11 protein-coding genes are annotated in these 14,104 nt (G+C 45.9%); 5 read left to right on the top strand and 6 right to left on the bottom strand.

Translation table 11 applies throughout. The features are described 5' to 3' along the window. Positions 1–14: 14 nt before the first annotated feature. The 4 genes from ACF8EG_RS18980 to ACF8EG_RS18965 all read right to left on the bottom strand — a co-directional run bounded on the left by ACF8EG_RS18980 (position 15) and on the right by ACF8EG_RS18965 (position 5,710). Complete coding sequence (locus tag ACF8EG_RS18980; RefSeq protein ID WP_005483416.1) at positions 15–866, bottom strand: DmsC/YnfH family molybdoenzyme membrane anchor subunit; 852 nt, start codon at positions 864–866, stop codon at positions 15–17. Then, positions 866–1,495 carry a DMSO/selenate family reductase complex B subunit gene (locus ACF8EG_RS18975; RefSeq protein ID WP_005433785.1) on the bottom strand — a complete coding sequence of 210 codons (630 nt, stop codon included), beginning with the start codon at positions 1,493–1,495 and terminating at the stop codon, positions 866–868. The genes ACF8EG_RS18980 and ACF8EG_RS18975 overlap by 1 nt, the downstream gene beginning before the upstream one ends. Beyond that, positions 1,495–3,942, bottom strand: a complete 2,448-nt coding sequence (locus ACF8EG_RS18970; protein WP_069506940.1) for a DmsA/YnfE/YnfF family dimethyl sulfoxide reductase — start codon at positions 3,940–3,942, stop codon at positions 1,495–1,497. The genes ACF8EG_RS18975 and ACF8EG_RS18970 overlap by 1 nt, the downstream gene beginning before the upstream one ends. A 487-nt stretch (positions 3,943–4,429) precedes the next feature. Further along, positions 4,430–5,710 carry a MipA/OmpV family protein gene (locus tag ACF8EG_RS18965; protein ID WP_224067100.1) on the bottom strand — a complete coding sequence of 427 codons (1,281 nt, stop codon included), beginning with the start codon at positions 5,708–5,710 and terminating at the stop codon, positions 4,430–4,432. 280 nt (positions 5,711–5,990) lie between these two features. On the opposite strand from ACF8EG_RS18965, the gene ACF8EG_RS18960 reads away from it, so the two are divergent. From ACF8EG_RS18960 to ACF8EG_RS18950, 3 genes are all read left to right on the top strand, one after another. Continuing rightward, positions 5,991–6,341, top strand: a complete 351-nt coding sequence (locus ACF8EG_RS18960; RefSeq protein WP_021449112.1) for a hypothetical protein — start codon at positions 5,991–5,993, stop codon at positions 6,339–6,341. 9 nt (positions 6,342–6,350) lie between these two features. Beyond that, complete coding sequence (locus ACF8EG_RS18955) at positions 6,351–8,300, top strand: alkaline phosphatase D family protein (protein ID WP_069506937.1); 1,950 nt, start codon at positions 6,351–6,353, stop codon at positions 8,298–8,300. Positions 8,301–8,388: 88 nt separating this feature from the next. After that, complete coding sequence (locus ACF8EG_RS18950; RefSeq protein WP_005454910.1) at positions 8,389–8,829, top strand: TerB family tellurite resistance protein; 441 nt, start codon at positions 8,389–8,391, stop codon at positions 8,827–8,829. A gap of 185 nt (positions 8,830–9,014) precedes the next feature. Here ACF8EG_RS18950 and ACF8EG_RS18945 read toward each other — a convergent pair whose 3' ends face one another. Beyond that, positions 9,015–9,545, bottom strand: a complete 531-nt coding sequence (locus tag ACF8EG_RS18945) for a 3'-5' exonuclease (protein WP_005454828.1) — start codon at positions 9,543–9,545, stop codon at positions 9,015–9,017. Between the two features lie 82 nt (positions 9,546–9,627). After that, complete coding sequence (locus tag ACF8EG_RS18940) at positions 9,628–11,169, bottom strand: sensor domain-containing diguanylate cyclase (RefSeq protein ID WP_031853919.1); 1,542 nt, start codon at positions 11,167–11,169, stop codon at positions 9,628–9,630. A 289-nt stretch (positions 11,170–11,458) separates the two neighbouring features. Between ACF8EG_RS18940 and ACF8EG_RS18935 the strand changes: the two genes are divergently transcribed. After that, the gene (locus ACF8EG_RS18935) at positions 11,459–12,091 is read left to right on the top strand and encodes a DUF2760 domain-containing protein (RefSeq protein ID WP_069506935.1); all 633 of its coding nucleotides are present in this window, start codon (positions 11,459–11,461) and stop codon (positions 12,089–12,091) included. Then, positions 12,091–14,043, top strand: a complete 1,953-nt coding sequence (locus ACF8EG_RS18930; RefSeq protein WP_069506933.1) for an Hsp70 family protein — start codon at positions 12,091–12,093, stop codon at positions 14,041–14,043. Before ACF8EG_RS18935 ends, ACF8EG_RS18930 begins: the two co-directional genes overlap by 1 nt. Positions 14,044–14,104: the final 61 nt, after the last annotated feature.

The following is a 14,104-nucleotide window of genomic DNA, read 5'->3' as shown; positions in this document are numbered from 1 at the left end:
ACAAATCACGGTTATTAGTACAAACCAGATGTAAAGTGCATGCCGTAGAACACATTGCGACCCAGAATCTCTGCAACGAACAAGGCAACGAATGCCACGATAACCAGCAAGTTCTTCTGACGACCTTCTGCGGTAAACAACTCAGCGAATACCCAAAGACCCGCCGCAACCACAAGCAACAGCACATGACCGGCAACATAGCCAGATAGCATGGTGATTTGATCTAAGCCACTGTGAATCGCGGTTGAGATACCTGCGAAGTGAATGGTTTGCATCACTGTGAATGCTAGGTTCAGAGCAATCAAACTCACACCTGCCCACATTAGGCGACGGTTAGTTTTCTCAGCCGTCACGTCCAATACGTTGATCAGCGTGTAACCAAACATCAGGCCCGAAGTCACGACCGTGAACCAAAACGCAACCGTTGTCATTGGTGAGTACCATGCTGGAACCGTTTCGATTTGGTAAACATTTGCCATCGCGAACATGAAAATCACGCCAACCGCGATAGACAACCAGTTCACGATTTTGCGAACGCCTTCGCTGCCGATTTTTAGAATCGTTAGCAACCAGTACAAACCCGCTAGAGACAGAAAGCTTGCACCCGTTAAGATCTCATTAGATAGCGCCGCACTACCAACACGGTTTAATGCGTTGAATGCACGGAGTGGGCTACCTAAGTGAGTGGTTGAGAACAAGAAACCCAACCCCATCACAACCAAAATTGCGAAACGTGCGATGTTCATACGAGGTTCTGTCACGCGTGGTGGCTTACCGAATTTCTCGAACGCATTAACCGTTAGGTGCGCGCCAACCGCTGTTTGAGCAAGAACCGTAAAGGCAACTAATGGTGCTTCGTATAACATTATTTCACCTCTCTTGGATTCTGTAGGAAACCAGTGCGGTCATTGGTTGGGCGACCATTTGGATTTAGCTTCACGATCAGGTTCGGACTCGTAATGCGAGAATCTGGCAGTGGTGCCACATCCGCGTTTGAACCGTATTTCGCACGCAGCTCATCAATTGGACCAAACTCAATCGCACGTAATGGACAGCTATCAACACACACTGGCATTAAGCCTTCTGCGACACGTTCGTAACAGCCATCACACTTAGTCATGTGACCTTTTTCTTCGCTGTATTGAGGTGCACCGTATGGGCATGCCATGTGACAAGATTTACAGCCGATACACACGCTTTCATCGACAACGACAAAGCCGTCTTCTTCACGCTTGTGCATTGCACCAGATGGACAAACCTTGGTACACGCTGGGTTAGTACAGTGGTTACAAGAGATCGATAGGTAGTACGCGAACACATTTTGACGGAACGCGCCGTTTTCTTCTGTCCAGTTGCCGCCTACATATTCGTAAACACGACGGAAGTTACGGTCGATACCCAGATCTTTGTTGTCTTTACAAGAGAGCTGACATGTTTTGCAGCCAGTACATTTGCTTGAATCAATGTAAAAGCCATACTGCTTCGCTGTGCTCATTATTTAGCCCCCATTTTCTTAATTAGCGTCACTTCAACGAGGTTGGTATGGCTCGGGTTTGATTTTGCCAAAGGGCTTGGACGTTGTGTTGTTAGCACGTTGATTGAGCCCGCTTGGTCAACACCTTTTGCGTTTGGTGCGTACCATGCGCCCTCACCTAAGCCAACCACATGCGGCATGATGCGTGGGGTCACTTTTACGCGAACGTTCATTTCACCAAACTTGCTACGAACGCTCACCAAATCGCCGTTATCAATGTTGCGAGAATCCGCATCGACTGGGTTGATCCAAAGCTCTTGTGGTGCTGCTGCTTTTAGGATGTCCACGTTGCCGTACGTAGAGTGCGCGCGTGATTTGTAGTGGAAGCCCGTTAGCTGAAGTGGGAACTCTTTACGATCTGGCGAATCCCAGCCGTTGAATGTCGAAACATATTCTGGCAATGGTGTGATGGATTCATCTTCATCCAGTTCCCATTCTTCGTTGATCTTCGCGAGGGTCTCTGAGTAGATCTCAATCTTACCTGACGGAGAAGGCAACGGATTCGCCTCTGGGTCACGACGGAAGTCCTCAAACGCCACGTGTGGACGGTCGAATTGCTTCTTGTAGATGCCCTGTTTTCTCATCTCATCGTAAGACGGCAGGTTTGGATCGTTGTTTTGTTTGACGGTCTGAGCGTACATCCATTGCAGCCACTCTTCTTGAGTGCGACCTTCAGTAAACTCATCAAACACGCCCATACGCTTCGCCACGCCAGACATGATGTCGTAGATTGGCTTACATTCGAAACGAGGTTGAATCGCTTGGCTTGCAAAGATGAAGTAAGGCATTGACGCTGCCGCACCATCCATACAGAAATCTGATTGCTCGGACGTTGTACAGTCTGGCAGTACAATATCGGCATACTTCGCAGAAGACGTCATGTGGTTGTCGATCACTACAATCATTTCACACGCTTTTTCATCTTGAAGAATGTCGTGTGTGCGGTTGATGTCTGAGTGCTGGTTAATCAGACAGTTACCTGCATAGTTCCAGATAAACTTGATGTTGTTTTGCAGCTTCTCTACACCTTTGATGCCATCAGTAAGATCGGTCATCTCAGTGCCGCGGAAAATCGCGTCTGTCCAAAGGAACATTGGGATAGAAGCGCTGATTGGATTTGGCACTTTCGGGAAGCGTTGGAATGGGTAAGAGTGGTTACCCTCACGAGCACCAGTACCACCACCTTGTAGACCAACCTGACCACGAAGCAGAGACAGCATCATGATCGCTTTACATGCTTGCTCACCGTTTGCAGAGCGTTGTAGACCCCAACCTTGGGTAATGTAAATACGTTTTGCATCGCCGATGTCGCGCGCAAGTTTCAAGATCACATCAGCAGGAATACCTGTGATTGGTTGTGCCCACTCTGGCGTTTTCTCGATACCATCCGGACCTGTGCCCATGATGTAATCTTTGTAGCTGCCATTTTCTGGCGCTGACGCTGGCAGAGTTTTACGGTCGTAACCCACACAGTAGCGGTCAAGGAAGTCTTGGTCGACTTTATCTTCACTGATCAATACATGGGCGATAGCAGCGACAAGAGCCGCATCGGTACCGTGTTTGATAGGAATCCATTGGTCTTCACGGCCAGCGGCAGTATCGGTGTAACGAGGGTCGATACAGATCGTACGTGTGTGGCTAATATTTTTTGCGTCCACGTAGTTGTGGATTTGACCACCGCCCGACATACGCGTCTCGGCTGGGTTGTTACCAAACATCAGACAAAGTTCGGCGTTTTGTACGTCGTCAATCGAGTTGTTGTCTACCCAACTACCGTAGAAGTACTCAGACATACATTCGATGTTCGCTGCTGAGTAGTCGCCGTAGTGATTCAGGTAACCACCACAAAGGTTCATCATACGTGCAACCAATGTCGCGCTCGGATCCCAGCTCTTAGTTACCGTACCACCCAAGGTACCCGTACCGTAGTTTAAGTAAACCGCGTCATTACCATAGTCTTTAATGATGCGTTTTAGGTTGTCACCGATGAGGTCAAAGGCTTCGTCCCAAGTAATGCGTTTGAACTTACCTTCACCACGTTTACCAACGCGAAGAAGTGGGTATTTCAAACGGTCTGGCGAGTAAACACGGCGACGCATAGAGCGACCACGCAAACAAGCGCGAACTTGGTGATTGTGGTTGTACACATCATCACCCGTGTTATCGGTTTCTACCCATTTGATTTCACCGTCGACCACGTGCATACGAAGCGGACAACGAGAACCACAGTTTACGGTACATGCCGACCAGACAATTTTTTCGTTTGGTTTTGCTGGTGTTTCTTTGGCAACCGCTTTAGTTGCAAACGGGAGAGAAAGCGCGTTTCCTGCTAGCGCTAGAGCGCCAAGAGCAGAACCACCCTTTAAAGCATCACGCCGAGTAATATTAAACTTACCATTTTGACTCATGGTTTTTTCCTAAGTGCATTTAAAATTGGGAGTGGCGCTTAATTAATAACAAGTGGGGAAAGAACACTAATTAGAAACAAATAAGATATAGAGATCGTATTTTCAAAATAGGCATGAATTGAAAACATCTAAAACACTTTGAGGTCAAAGTGACATTTCTAAGATCTATTAATCAAGCTTTACTTATCAGGCCTTGAGCAACTAAAGCCAGACAAGAAACCACTATCGATATCCTTGTAGATTTAATGGCTAATAAGTTTGACCACTATCAATTTATAAATGGCACGATGCGTAATCTTATATTTCATTTTGCGATTTTTTATTAATGAAATATGAATAGGTCAGAGCTAGGTAAAATAGATAATATTTACTAATTCAAATTGAATATATAAATACAAAAATAGAATACAGAAGAATAAAAATAATAATAGTTATCAATTGTTGGATAATAAAAAGCCCTGTAGGATTACAGGGCTTAATAATGTATTTAGAATTCGTATTGGAAATAAATCGTGTTGTAGTTACTTCCGCCTTTAATTCTGCCGAATTGAGAGGCGTTTTCAAAGATCGCAGAGCGATGGTGTAACGAATACCCCACCCACATGTTCTCCCAATCTTTTTGGTTAAACAGGTCACCGACGTTCACATCCAATGAAAAGTCCAAATAGTTAAGCAAGTTACTTGGCGTGTAACCCTTCTCTTCCATTTCTGTACCTTCGATATAGGTGATGTTGTCAATGTAAGACATCCCTTCCGCAACACCAAAACGCCATTGAGTCGGCCAGTTAAAGGTGTAATACGCTTTAATCGCCATGACATATTCGGTACTAGACGACTGAACATCCGACGACCAATGGTGAACCAAACCAGGCGTTAAATAGATATCAAGAGGCAAACCAAACAGTTCATCAGTCAACGGATGTCCGTAGAAAAACGAAGTGAGCTGATTATCGTATTCATCCTTTTCAGCGTTGAACTTGAAAATGTCGCCCATATTGGAAGGCGTCGCCCAACCGTGCGCAATTCGCAAATATGGACGATTGTGAAGGTCAGATTTTCGCTCTTTGCCTTTGTCGTTAAAGAAGCCGAAACCGACAAACACTTCACCTTGGTAACGATCTTCGACAATTCCGCTCTTGTAAGCTTCGTTGTCTAAGCGCGTCACGCTGGTTTCACCCAACAAATAGAGGTTAGAAATCACGTGATAACGCGCTTTGATGCCCAGATTAGCATCTGCGCCAGCACCGATTCTTTCCCCTGTCACATCTTTGAAAGCGTAATACTCGCTGTTGAAATCAGAGTCCTTATAACGGATGGTAAAAGATGGTTCGAACTCCCAATCACCCAGCTCGTAATTTGCTGCAATTCTGTAGTTTGAGTGGAACTGAAACTCGTCATCCGTCATCAACTCCACTTCAGCGCGCCAGTTTTCATTGAAGTCATAACGCAGTTGGCCACCAAAATCGACGCGATCACCTTCAAACGCGTTTTGAACGGATTTAGGAATGTCGACAAAACGAAGACGCGTAATCGCGCTCACTCGCCAGTCAGAATCCTCTTCGTTAAACAGAAAAGCACCACCCTCGAGTCCGTTAATGTACAAATGTTCATTTTCAAAAAACATCATCGGTACGAAGGTGCTCACCGTAGAGTCATCGTTAGCAGTGTAAAAAGGAATCGAGGCCGTGCGATACATGGCGGCAATGCCCCACGTTTGCTCATCTGTTGCATAAGCCGTTGATACAGCCGCAGCGAGCGGAAGCATCATGGTGGCTTGTTTCAATCTCTTCATGGGTTTTAATCAAAGTTGATGGAGAAAATCAGTGAATTAAGCTTATGTTCTTTCGATATTAGCCGTTACAATACTTAACGTTGTCATGTGCGTGACAGTTCGCGTCATGCACTTTGATACGTTGGCATGAACATAATCTCAGTGCGTTGTTAACCTAACAACGAACTATGCCAGTAATCTAGGCATGTCGTCATCAAAAATCATTAAAAGCAGCCACTTATGGGTTTAGCTTGAACTTAAACATAACGAAGTAAACGTGAAAGCATCAGAACTTATCTCTATCCTCAATAATTTGCCGTCTAACTCCAACCCAGACATCGTGATGGGAGAAGAGTGGCTACCTGAAAGATTAGTGGATACCAAGCTCGATGGTGAGCTCCTGTTTTTGCATTTCGATAACGCACCTGAAGATGGACAAGGTGAAGAAGAAGGCCGTGGTTTTGTCGATCATGAAATAGATTTGATACGCACTCGCCTGCAACAAATTCTGGATGAAGACAGTGACAACGCATCAAAAGCGGATGCGATGTTAGGTTTGTTTTTAATGGGACATGAACTTAGCAGCTCTCAAGTCATCGAAGTATTAGAAGAAGAATCAGATACATAAGGAAGCGCTTTGCCAACAACGTTGACCAATACTGAACCTACTCCCCTTCCTCTTGTTATTGCCGGGCCTGTCCTGCGCAAAGTTACCGCGTCTGAAATCAACATTTGGTTAGTGACGACCAAGCCTCTTAAAGGCGTGGTTGAAATAATGGATGCAAGCACTCACAACGTATACACATCACAATCACTTGATGAACTTCAGCAGCTCCAAATAGGTCAGAGCGCGTGGGTAAGCTTACTCGCCATTAAAGGTGATTACCCAACTCATCAACCGCTTCGCTACCAAATTCAAACTCAAGATGGTCTATTGACTGAGCTGTTGCCACATCTGAGCTATGAACAAGACCAACATCCACATCAAGGATTGGAGTTTGTGATCAGCGAGAAAGCCGATTACGTTCTTCATGGCTCTTGTCGAAATCCTCACCATTTTAGTAAAGACACTTTAGTCACTGCAGACGAAAAGGTCGCTAGCTTACGTGTTGATAAGCGACCAGACATGCTGATCATGAGTGGCGACCAAATTTATGCAGACCACGTAGCGGGGCCGACTTTGGACGCCATTGAGCAAGTCGTTAAGCTACTAGGATTACCAGACGAGCAATTTGAGCAAGCGCCCATTGCAGATACAAAAGAACTGTATAAACACCCAGATTGCTACTATGGACGCGATAAGCTTCTGCCACATTATGTCGATGATGGTAGTTTGTTAACTAAGCTGTTCCCTCATCGTGACACACCCATTTTTAGTGCGAAAGAGTGTGAAAACCACCTGATCAGTTTCGCTGAATGCTTTGCGATGTATCTGCTAGTTTGGTCACCTACCCTTTGGGATCTAATCAAACGCGACCGCTTGCTGGAAACTGCATTCACGGTTGGTGGAAAAACTCTCGAACCCAAATGGCAACAGCAATGGCGCGATGAAAAAGTCCAAATAGACAACTTTGTTGCAGGTTTGGCGAAGGTACAAAGACTGCTCGCGCACATTCCTACCTATATGATCTTTGATGATCACGATGTAACCGACGATTGGAACTTAACCATCGGCTGGGAACAAGCGGCTTACAGCAACGCTTTCTCAAAACGCATTATCGGCAACAGTTTGATCGCGTACTGGCTTTGCCAAGGCTGGGGAAACGCGCCAGAAAAGTTTAACGAGACGTTTTGGCGACACGCGAACCACTTTTTCGACGCGCCCTCTTCGCAAGCTCAAGATGCCTTTATTCAACATCTCTATCGCTTCGAAGAATGGCATTACACTATCCCTACTTCACCAAAGGTCGTGGTACTCGACACACGAACTCGCCGCTGGCGGTCTGAATCTCGCATGAATAAACCATCGGGTTTGATGGATTGGGAAGCGATGATTGACTTCCACCAAGAGCTGGTGCATCAAGACAAAGTGATTATTGTTTCTGCCGCTCCCATGTTTGGTGTGAAATTCATTGAAGCCTTGCAGCGTGTGGTAACAATGCTTGGCAAACCGTTGATGGTCGATGCCGAAAACTGGATGGCGCATCCGGGCAGTGCCAATACGCTCATCAGTATTTTTACGCATACCAAAACACCAACCAACTTTGTGATTTTGTCTGGTGACGTTCACTACTCGTTCGCCTATGACATCAAATTGCGTTATCGAAAAAACAGCCCGAATATTTATCAAATCACCTGTAGCGGCATTAAAAACCAGTTCCCTACGCAACTGCTCACGATCTGCGATGGCCTAGACAGAATGCTTTACAGTCCGCGTTCACCACTCAACTGGTTTACGAAACGTAAACGCTTGAAGATCTACAAACGCGCGCCAAGCACTCACAATTTTTATCGCTTGGTTAATCACAGTGCTATCGGAGAGCTACGCTTGGACGATGAAGGGAAACCGAGTCACATTGGCATTCTGACTAGCGACGGAGAGGAGATTAACTTCCCTCCAACTCGCGCAGAAGATAAAGGAAAATAACCAGTCAGGTCGGTGCTAAATTTGATACGACACCTTGAGATTTGCCGTATCTATTACCATCTTAAAAGAAAACAGCTTGGTGCTTACTATGTTTAATTCTCTTACTTCGTTGTTTAAACAACTTATCGACGGCTCGGATTTGAGCAAAACCAATGCACTGTCGCCAAACATGGCGATCGCATGTCTGCTGTGTGAAGTGTCTGGTGCGGATCATCTAATTGATGAAAAAGAAGAAAGCACAAAGCGTTCTTTACTGATGAAGTTGCTCGAGTTAAACGAGCAAGAATCGGAGCAGTTACTTGCTCAGGCAAAAGAAAAAACGCAAGACGCTACCTCTTTGTACGATTTTACTTCCCAGCTTCGAGAGCTCACACAAGAGACTCGCTACAACTTGATTAAGAGCATGTGGGAAGTCGCTTATGCCGATGGACAAATCGACCCACTTGAGGATGCCGTAATTCGCAAAACCGCAGAACTCTTGTACGTTGACCACAGCGATTTTATCCGCGCAAAACTGCAATCACAGTAACGTAATGGCAATAAAATTGGTGCTCAATGCTCATTTTCTACCAATAAAAAAACGCGCATTACGCGCGTTTTTTCTTCAGCCAACGACATTGTTATTAAAATACTGGTCAAGGTATGAATGTGTTTGACAGCTTCTACACTAAGCTACATCCATGACAAAACAACAATGATTGGATGACGAATTAATTACAGCATTGTGAGCGCAAGCTTCGCTAGGTTGTGCGCGTCCACGTAGCCCGAGTGCTGACGCCCTTCCCACTCAATACCTTTCGCTTCTTGCGCAGCTCGGTGGCCAATTCGCTTGTCTTTTAAACGGTTTTGAATACGGTACAGCGTCGCGAGATTGATGAATTCCGTAAACGGCGCTTCAATGCCTTTTTGTTTACACTCTTCAAGAAGAATGACATCGTCACGTCCCCAAGAAGCATAAATCTTGTTGCGACCACCAAAGTTCTTAATCATAGATTTGATTACTTCGGCCAATGGTCTGCCTTGCTTTTCGATTTTACGCGGCGTGATGCCCGTCAGCTCGGCACAAAACAGTGACACTTCATCATGTTCTGGCTTCACGTAGTATTGAGCACGCTTGACGATCTCGCCTTTAGACAAATCTATTTCAGCTAACCCTACTTCGATGATCTCTCCCGTGCGGCCGACGCCATTCTCGCTCCAGCAGCACATTTCTAAATCGAAGCAGACGATACGGTTATGGTTCATAGCTTGTCTTGGTTCCTAGCGTAAATTTGAAAGGGTGCGATTCTACCGCAACACTATGAAAAACTCGAATTTGCGCGCTGATTTAATCGCCGATCGACACGTTATTACGGCCATTTTCCTTACTGAAGTACAGTTGAGCATCCATTTTGTGGTACAAGTTTTCCGGATCTTCGTCGTGATGAACTACCGCACCAATACTCAATGTGCAAATTATAGACGCCTCTTCATAGTCAAATGACGAGCTCGCCACGATGCCGCGTAATTTTTCAAGATACGCTTCTAGCTCTTCTGTGTCCGTCACCGTGGAAAGAATACAAAACTCATCTCCACCAGCACGATAGAATCGGTCACCCGCATTTAAGTTGGCATTAACCAATCTCGTGACATGAAGTAAAGCTTCATCACCCGCCAAATGACCGTACTTATCATTAATCACTTTGAAATGGTCAATATCGAAACCAACCAAAGAGAACGGTTTGCCGCTATTAATTTGATTGAGCAAGTTGTCGTTAAACACTCGACGGTTCAACAATTGCGTCAGAGGGTCTAACTCGGCCATGCGTTTTAGCTCAACCGTCTTAATATCAAGCATTTCGGCTAAACGTTCTTTTTCTCGTGACTGTAAGTTAACGATGTAGCTGATCAAAAACGCAATCAGAAGACCTGCGATGGTCGTTCCCGTTAAAATGGAGCGCTCCCAAGCAGACACGGCATCTGAAAGTTTGAAATCAATTCGCCATTGTCGATTAGGCAGCTGAATCGTTCGGCTGATCACTTTACCGCTGATCCGATCCCAGTTTTCACTTTGAAACAAAAACGGGTCGTCAGAGGCATCGAAACCTAAGTCTTCCACTCTGACCGACATATCAAGTTCCGTCGCCGTCTTGGTGATCAGTTCTTCGAAATAAACAGTGCTACGAATCACACCTGTAACCACACCCAACAGGTTTTTATTCTCGGAGTCAAAGACCGGGTGATACACCAGCAAGCCCGATTTGGGGATGGATTTGTCGTAGCCGTCTTGAAGCAGACGAACTTTATCGGAAACATTTGCGCGTTTGTGCGTCGAGATGTCGTCAAAGATCAAATCAAAACGCTTTCGAGAGGAGTAAAAACCAAGTAAAGATAAGTTGGCTTGGGTTCTTGGGTAGATGTCCGTTGCAACGTAAACAGGAGTGTTGTTTTCTAGAATGTAGCCAAAGGTTTTGGGCTGATCTTTTGGAACGGTAAAGATTTGGTAATCTGGGTATATTTTACGCATTTTAGCAATGTGCGCGTCTAAATCTTCTCGCTCTACTCGTTGCATCCACTGCAAACCAATCAAACTGTGCGAGCTATTGATAACCTGCTCTGCATAAACGGGAAATGCTGACCAATAAGAACTGTCTATAGAATGATAAAAATTGGCTCCCGCTCCGATAAATTTCAAATCATTTTCAACATTTGCTTTTAGAGATTCAGCTTGTCGATCTGCAAGGGTTGCAAAAGTAGCGAGGGTATATCGTTGCTGAATTTGGTAGGCCACACCAATTACGCCTGCAGTGACGAGGAGCGCCGCTACAAAAGCAGAAATGGAATCAGAGTGTCTCTTTATAAAGCTCTTTTGAGCAGTGCTTGTGGTCATCTCGTCTACTGATATTTCCGTAAGTTAAACTTCGGTATTTAGGGAAATACTGCGTTACCAGCGAATAAACATCAAGCAGCAACCTACCAAGCTTAGTCCAATCGTTGATTTTTCACGCTGATCGTACGGTATATTCACGAATTATTACAGCCTTAGGCCTTGAATATGCTACCATCCGTCATCATTTTAATGTCTAAACTTGGTGCAAGATCGCAAAGACGATCGCTTTTAGTCAATAAATTGAGCCAACACTGAGCACCGAGCAATCAATAGAAAGAGAAAAAACGTCATGAACATTGATTTGAACCTAATTCCTCAAACGTTCGATATGCTTCACGCAGGCCTTGCTGCTTCGAGCGTATTGCTTGTTCTGATCGCAGTATCACGCAAATCAAAAGTGATTGAGAAAGTGGTAGAGAAACCTGTCGAGAAAATCGTCGAGGTTGAAAAGCCAGTCGAGAAGATCGTTGAAGTGGAAAAGGTTGTAGAAGTAGAGAAAGTCGTAGAAAAAGTGGTGGAAGTTGAATCAAAACTTGCAACAGCTTCTACTGATTCTGCAATGCAGCTGCTTTCTATCATGCAGCAAGAAGCGCGTCTAATCGACTTCTTGAAAGAAGACCTAACTTCGTTCTCTGATGAAGAAGTAGGCGCTGCGGCTCGTGTTATCCACACTGGCGGTCAAAAAGTATTGAACGATTACGTGACACTTGCGCACGTTCGTAACGAAGAAGAAGAAACTCGTATTACGGTTGAAGAAGGCTTCAACCCACAAGAAATCCGCCTAACTGGTAACGTGACAGGCAGCGCGCCGTTCCACGGCACTCTAGTTCACAAAGGTTGGAAGGCAACGTCTATGAACCTGCCTAAACTGGCTGAGAACTACGATGCTTCTGTGATTGCTCCAGCTGAGGTTGAGCTGTAATGGAATACATGAACCAAGAAAACCTTTCTCAAGAAACAGTGCAAGAGCAACAGTCTCCTAAATTCAGTGTTGGTATCGACTTAGGTACCACTCACTGCGTAATGTCTTACGTTGATACTCAAGACGAAGACGCTCGTGTACAAGTCATGCCTATCCCGCAGCTAACAGCGCCGGGTACTGTAGAAACTCGCAGCCAATTAGGCTCGTTCCTATACCAGCCGCATGAGCATGAAATGAACCCGCAATCACGCGTTCTTCCATGGTCGAGCGAGCCAAAGGCACTTGTCGGTGCGATTGCTCGTAACCTAGGTTCAAAAACACCAATTCGTTTGGTTGCTAGTGCAAAATCTTGGCTTTGCCATGCAGGTGTAAACCGTCGTGACGCATTCCTACCAGCAGGTAGCCCAGAAGAAGTGGAAAAAGTATCCCCTCTTCGCGCAACCGAGTTATACCTTGAGCACCTAAAAGACGCTTGGAATCACGCGAATCCAAACCACAAACTTGCCGATCAAGACGTTACCATTACGGTTCCAGCTTCTTTCGATCCTGCGGCTCGTGACCTGACAGCCGAAGCTGCACGCAACGTTGGTTTTGTGCACCTAACGCTTCTAGAAGAGCCTCAAGCTGCGCTTTACAACTGGATTGATAACAGCAACGACAAATGGCGCGACGAAGTTGAAGTTGGCGACATCGTGCTTGTGGTCGATATCGGTGGTGGTACAACCGACCTTTCTTTAGTTGAAGTAACAGAAGACGAAGGCAATCTAACGTTGAACCGTATCGCGGTAGGTGAACATATTCTACTTGGCGGTGACAACATGGACCTTGCACTTGCGTACCGCTTGAAGATGAAGCTAGCGCAAGAAGGCAAAGAGCTACAGCCATGGCAAGTTCAGGCGATGACGCACGCATGTCGTGACGCTAAAGAAGCGCTATTGAACGACAGCGAGCTTCAGTCAGTGCCAATCGTTGTACCAAGTCGCGGTTCTAAACTGCTTGGTGCAACGCTGAAGACAGAACTGACTCAAGAAGAAGTACAACAAACATTAGTTGACGGTTTCTTCCCTCAAGTTGCGATTACCGACCACCCTGTTCAACGTAACCGTGGTGCACTAACACAAATGGGTCTGCCTTACGCACAAGATGCGGGTATTACTCGCCACATTGCAGCATTCTTGTCTAAGCAAGCACACGCGCAAAGCGGCGGTGAATCAGCGCAAGCTCAAGATTTCAACCCATTTGCAAACATGCCAGGTATGCCTGGCGCGGATGCAGCGCAATCGGCTGACTTCATCAAGCCAACAGCAATCCTATTCAACGGCGGTGTTCTGAAATCGAAACTTCTAGCAACTCGTCTAGAAGACACGATCAACGAATGGCTAATTGAAGCAGATGCAGAAATGGCAAAACGCCTAACAGGTGTGGATCTAGACCTTGCGGTTGCTAGCGGTGCGGCTTACTACGGCTCTGTGCGTCGTGGTCAAGGTGTTCGTATCCGTGGTGGTATTGCTTCGGCGTACTACGTGGGTATCGAAAGTGCGATGCCTGCGATTCCGGGCATGGCGCCTCCAATGGAAGCACTTTGTGTCGCACCATTTGGTATGGAAGAAGGCTCAAGCGTTGACGTACCAAGCCAAGAGTTTGGTTTGATCATCGGTCAGCCAGTTAACTTCCAATTCTTCGGCTCAACCGTTCGTCGTGATGACCTAGCAGGTACTCACTTAGACTACTGGGCACCAGAAGAGCTTGAAGAGCTACCAGAAATCCAAGTAACGCTGCCAGTATCTGAAGGTCGTCGTGAAGGTGAAGTGGTTCCAGTAACTCTTGCTTCTCGCGTCACAGAGCTTGGCACGCTTTACTTAGAAGCCATCGCCGCAGATAACGGGCAAAAATGGCATGTTGAGTTCGATGTGCGCGAAGACGCGAAAAGTGACTCAAACGAAGAACAATAATTAGAAGTCAAACGGCATCCAATCGGGTGCCGTTTTTAAATACACGAAGGTTTGGTTTTGT

The organism is Vibrio sp. YQ_11 (genome assembly GCF_043103065.1).
Classification (GTDB): domain Bacteria; phylum Pseudomonadota; class Gammaproteobacteria; order Enterobacterales; family Vibrionaceae; genus Vibrio; species Vibrio parahaemolyticus.
Note: the sequence above shows the minus strand (reverse complement) of the source record. Positions and strands in the feature narration are given on the sequence as shown.

Excerpts from the sequence above, each read along its gene's own strand:
- ACF8EG_RS18980 (WP_005483416.1), bottom strand. The coding sequence starts at position 866 with ATGTTATACGAAGCACCATTAGTTGCCTTTACGGTTCTTGCTCAAACA.
- ACF8EG_RS18975 (WP_005433785.1), bottom strand. The coding sequence starts at position 1,495 with ATGAGCACAGCGAAGCAGTATGGCTTTTACATTGATTCAAGCAAATGT.
- ACF8EG_RS18970 (WP_069506940.1), bottom strand. The coding sequence starts at position 3,942 with ATGAGTCAAAATGGTAAGTTTAATATTACTCGGCGTGATGCTTTAAAG.
- ACF8EG_RS18965 (WP_224067100.1), bottom strand. The coding sequence starts at position 5,710 with ATGATGCTTCCGCTCGCTGCGGCTGTATCAACGGCTTATGCAACAGAT.
- ACF8EG_RS18950 (WP_005454910.1), top strand. The coding sequence starts at position 8,389 with ATGTTTAATTCTCTTACTTCGTTGTTTAAACAACTTATCGACGGCTCG.
- ACF8EG_RS18945 (WP_005454828.1), bottom strand. The coding sequence starts at position 9,545 with ATGAACCATAACCGTATCGTCTGCTTCGATTTAGAAATGTGCTGCTGG.
- ACF8EG_RS18940 (WP_031853919.1), bottom strand. The coding sequence starts at position 11,169 with ATGACCACAAGCACTGCTCAAAAGAGCTTTATAAAGAGACACTCTGAT.
- ACF8EG_RS18935 (WP_069506935.1), top strand. The coding sequence starts at position 11,459 with ATGAACATTGATTTGAACCTAATTCCTCAAACGTTCGATATGCTTCAC.
- ACF8EG_RS18930 (WP_069506933.1), top strand. The coding sequence starts at position 12,091 with ATGGAATACATGAACCAAGAAAACCTTTCTCAAGAAACAGTGCAAGAG.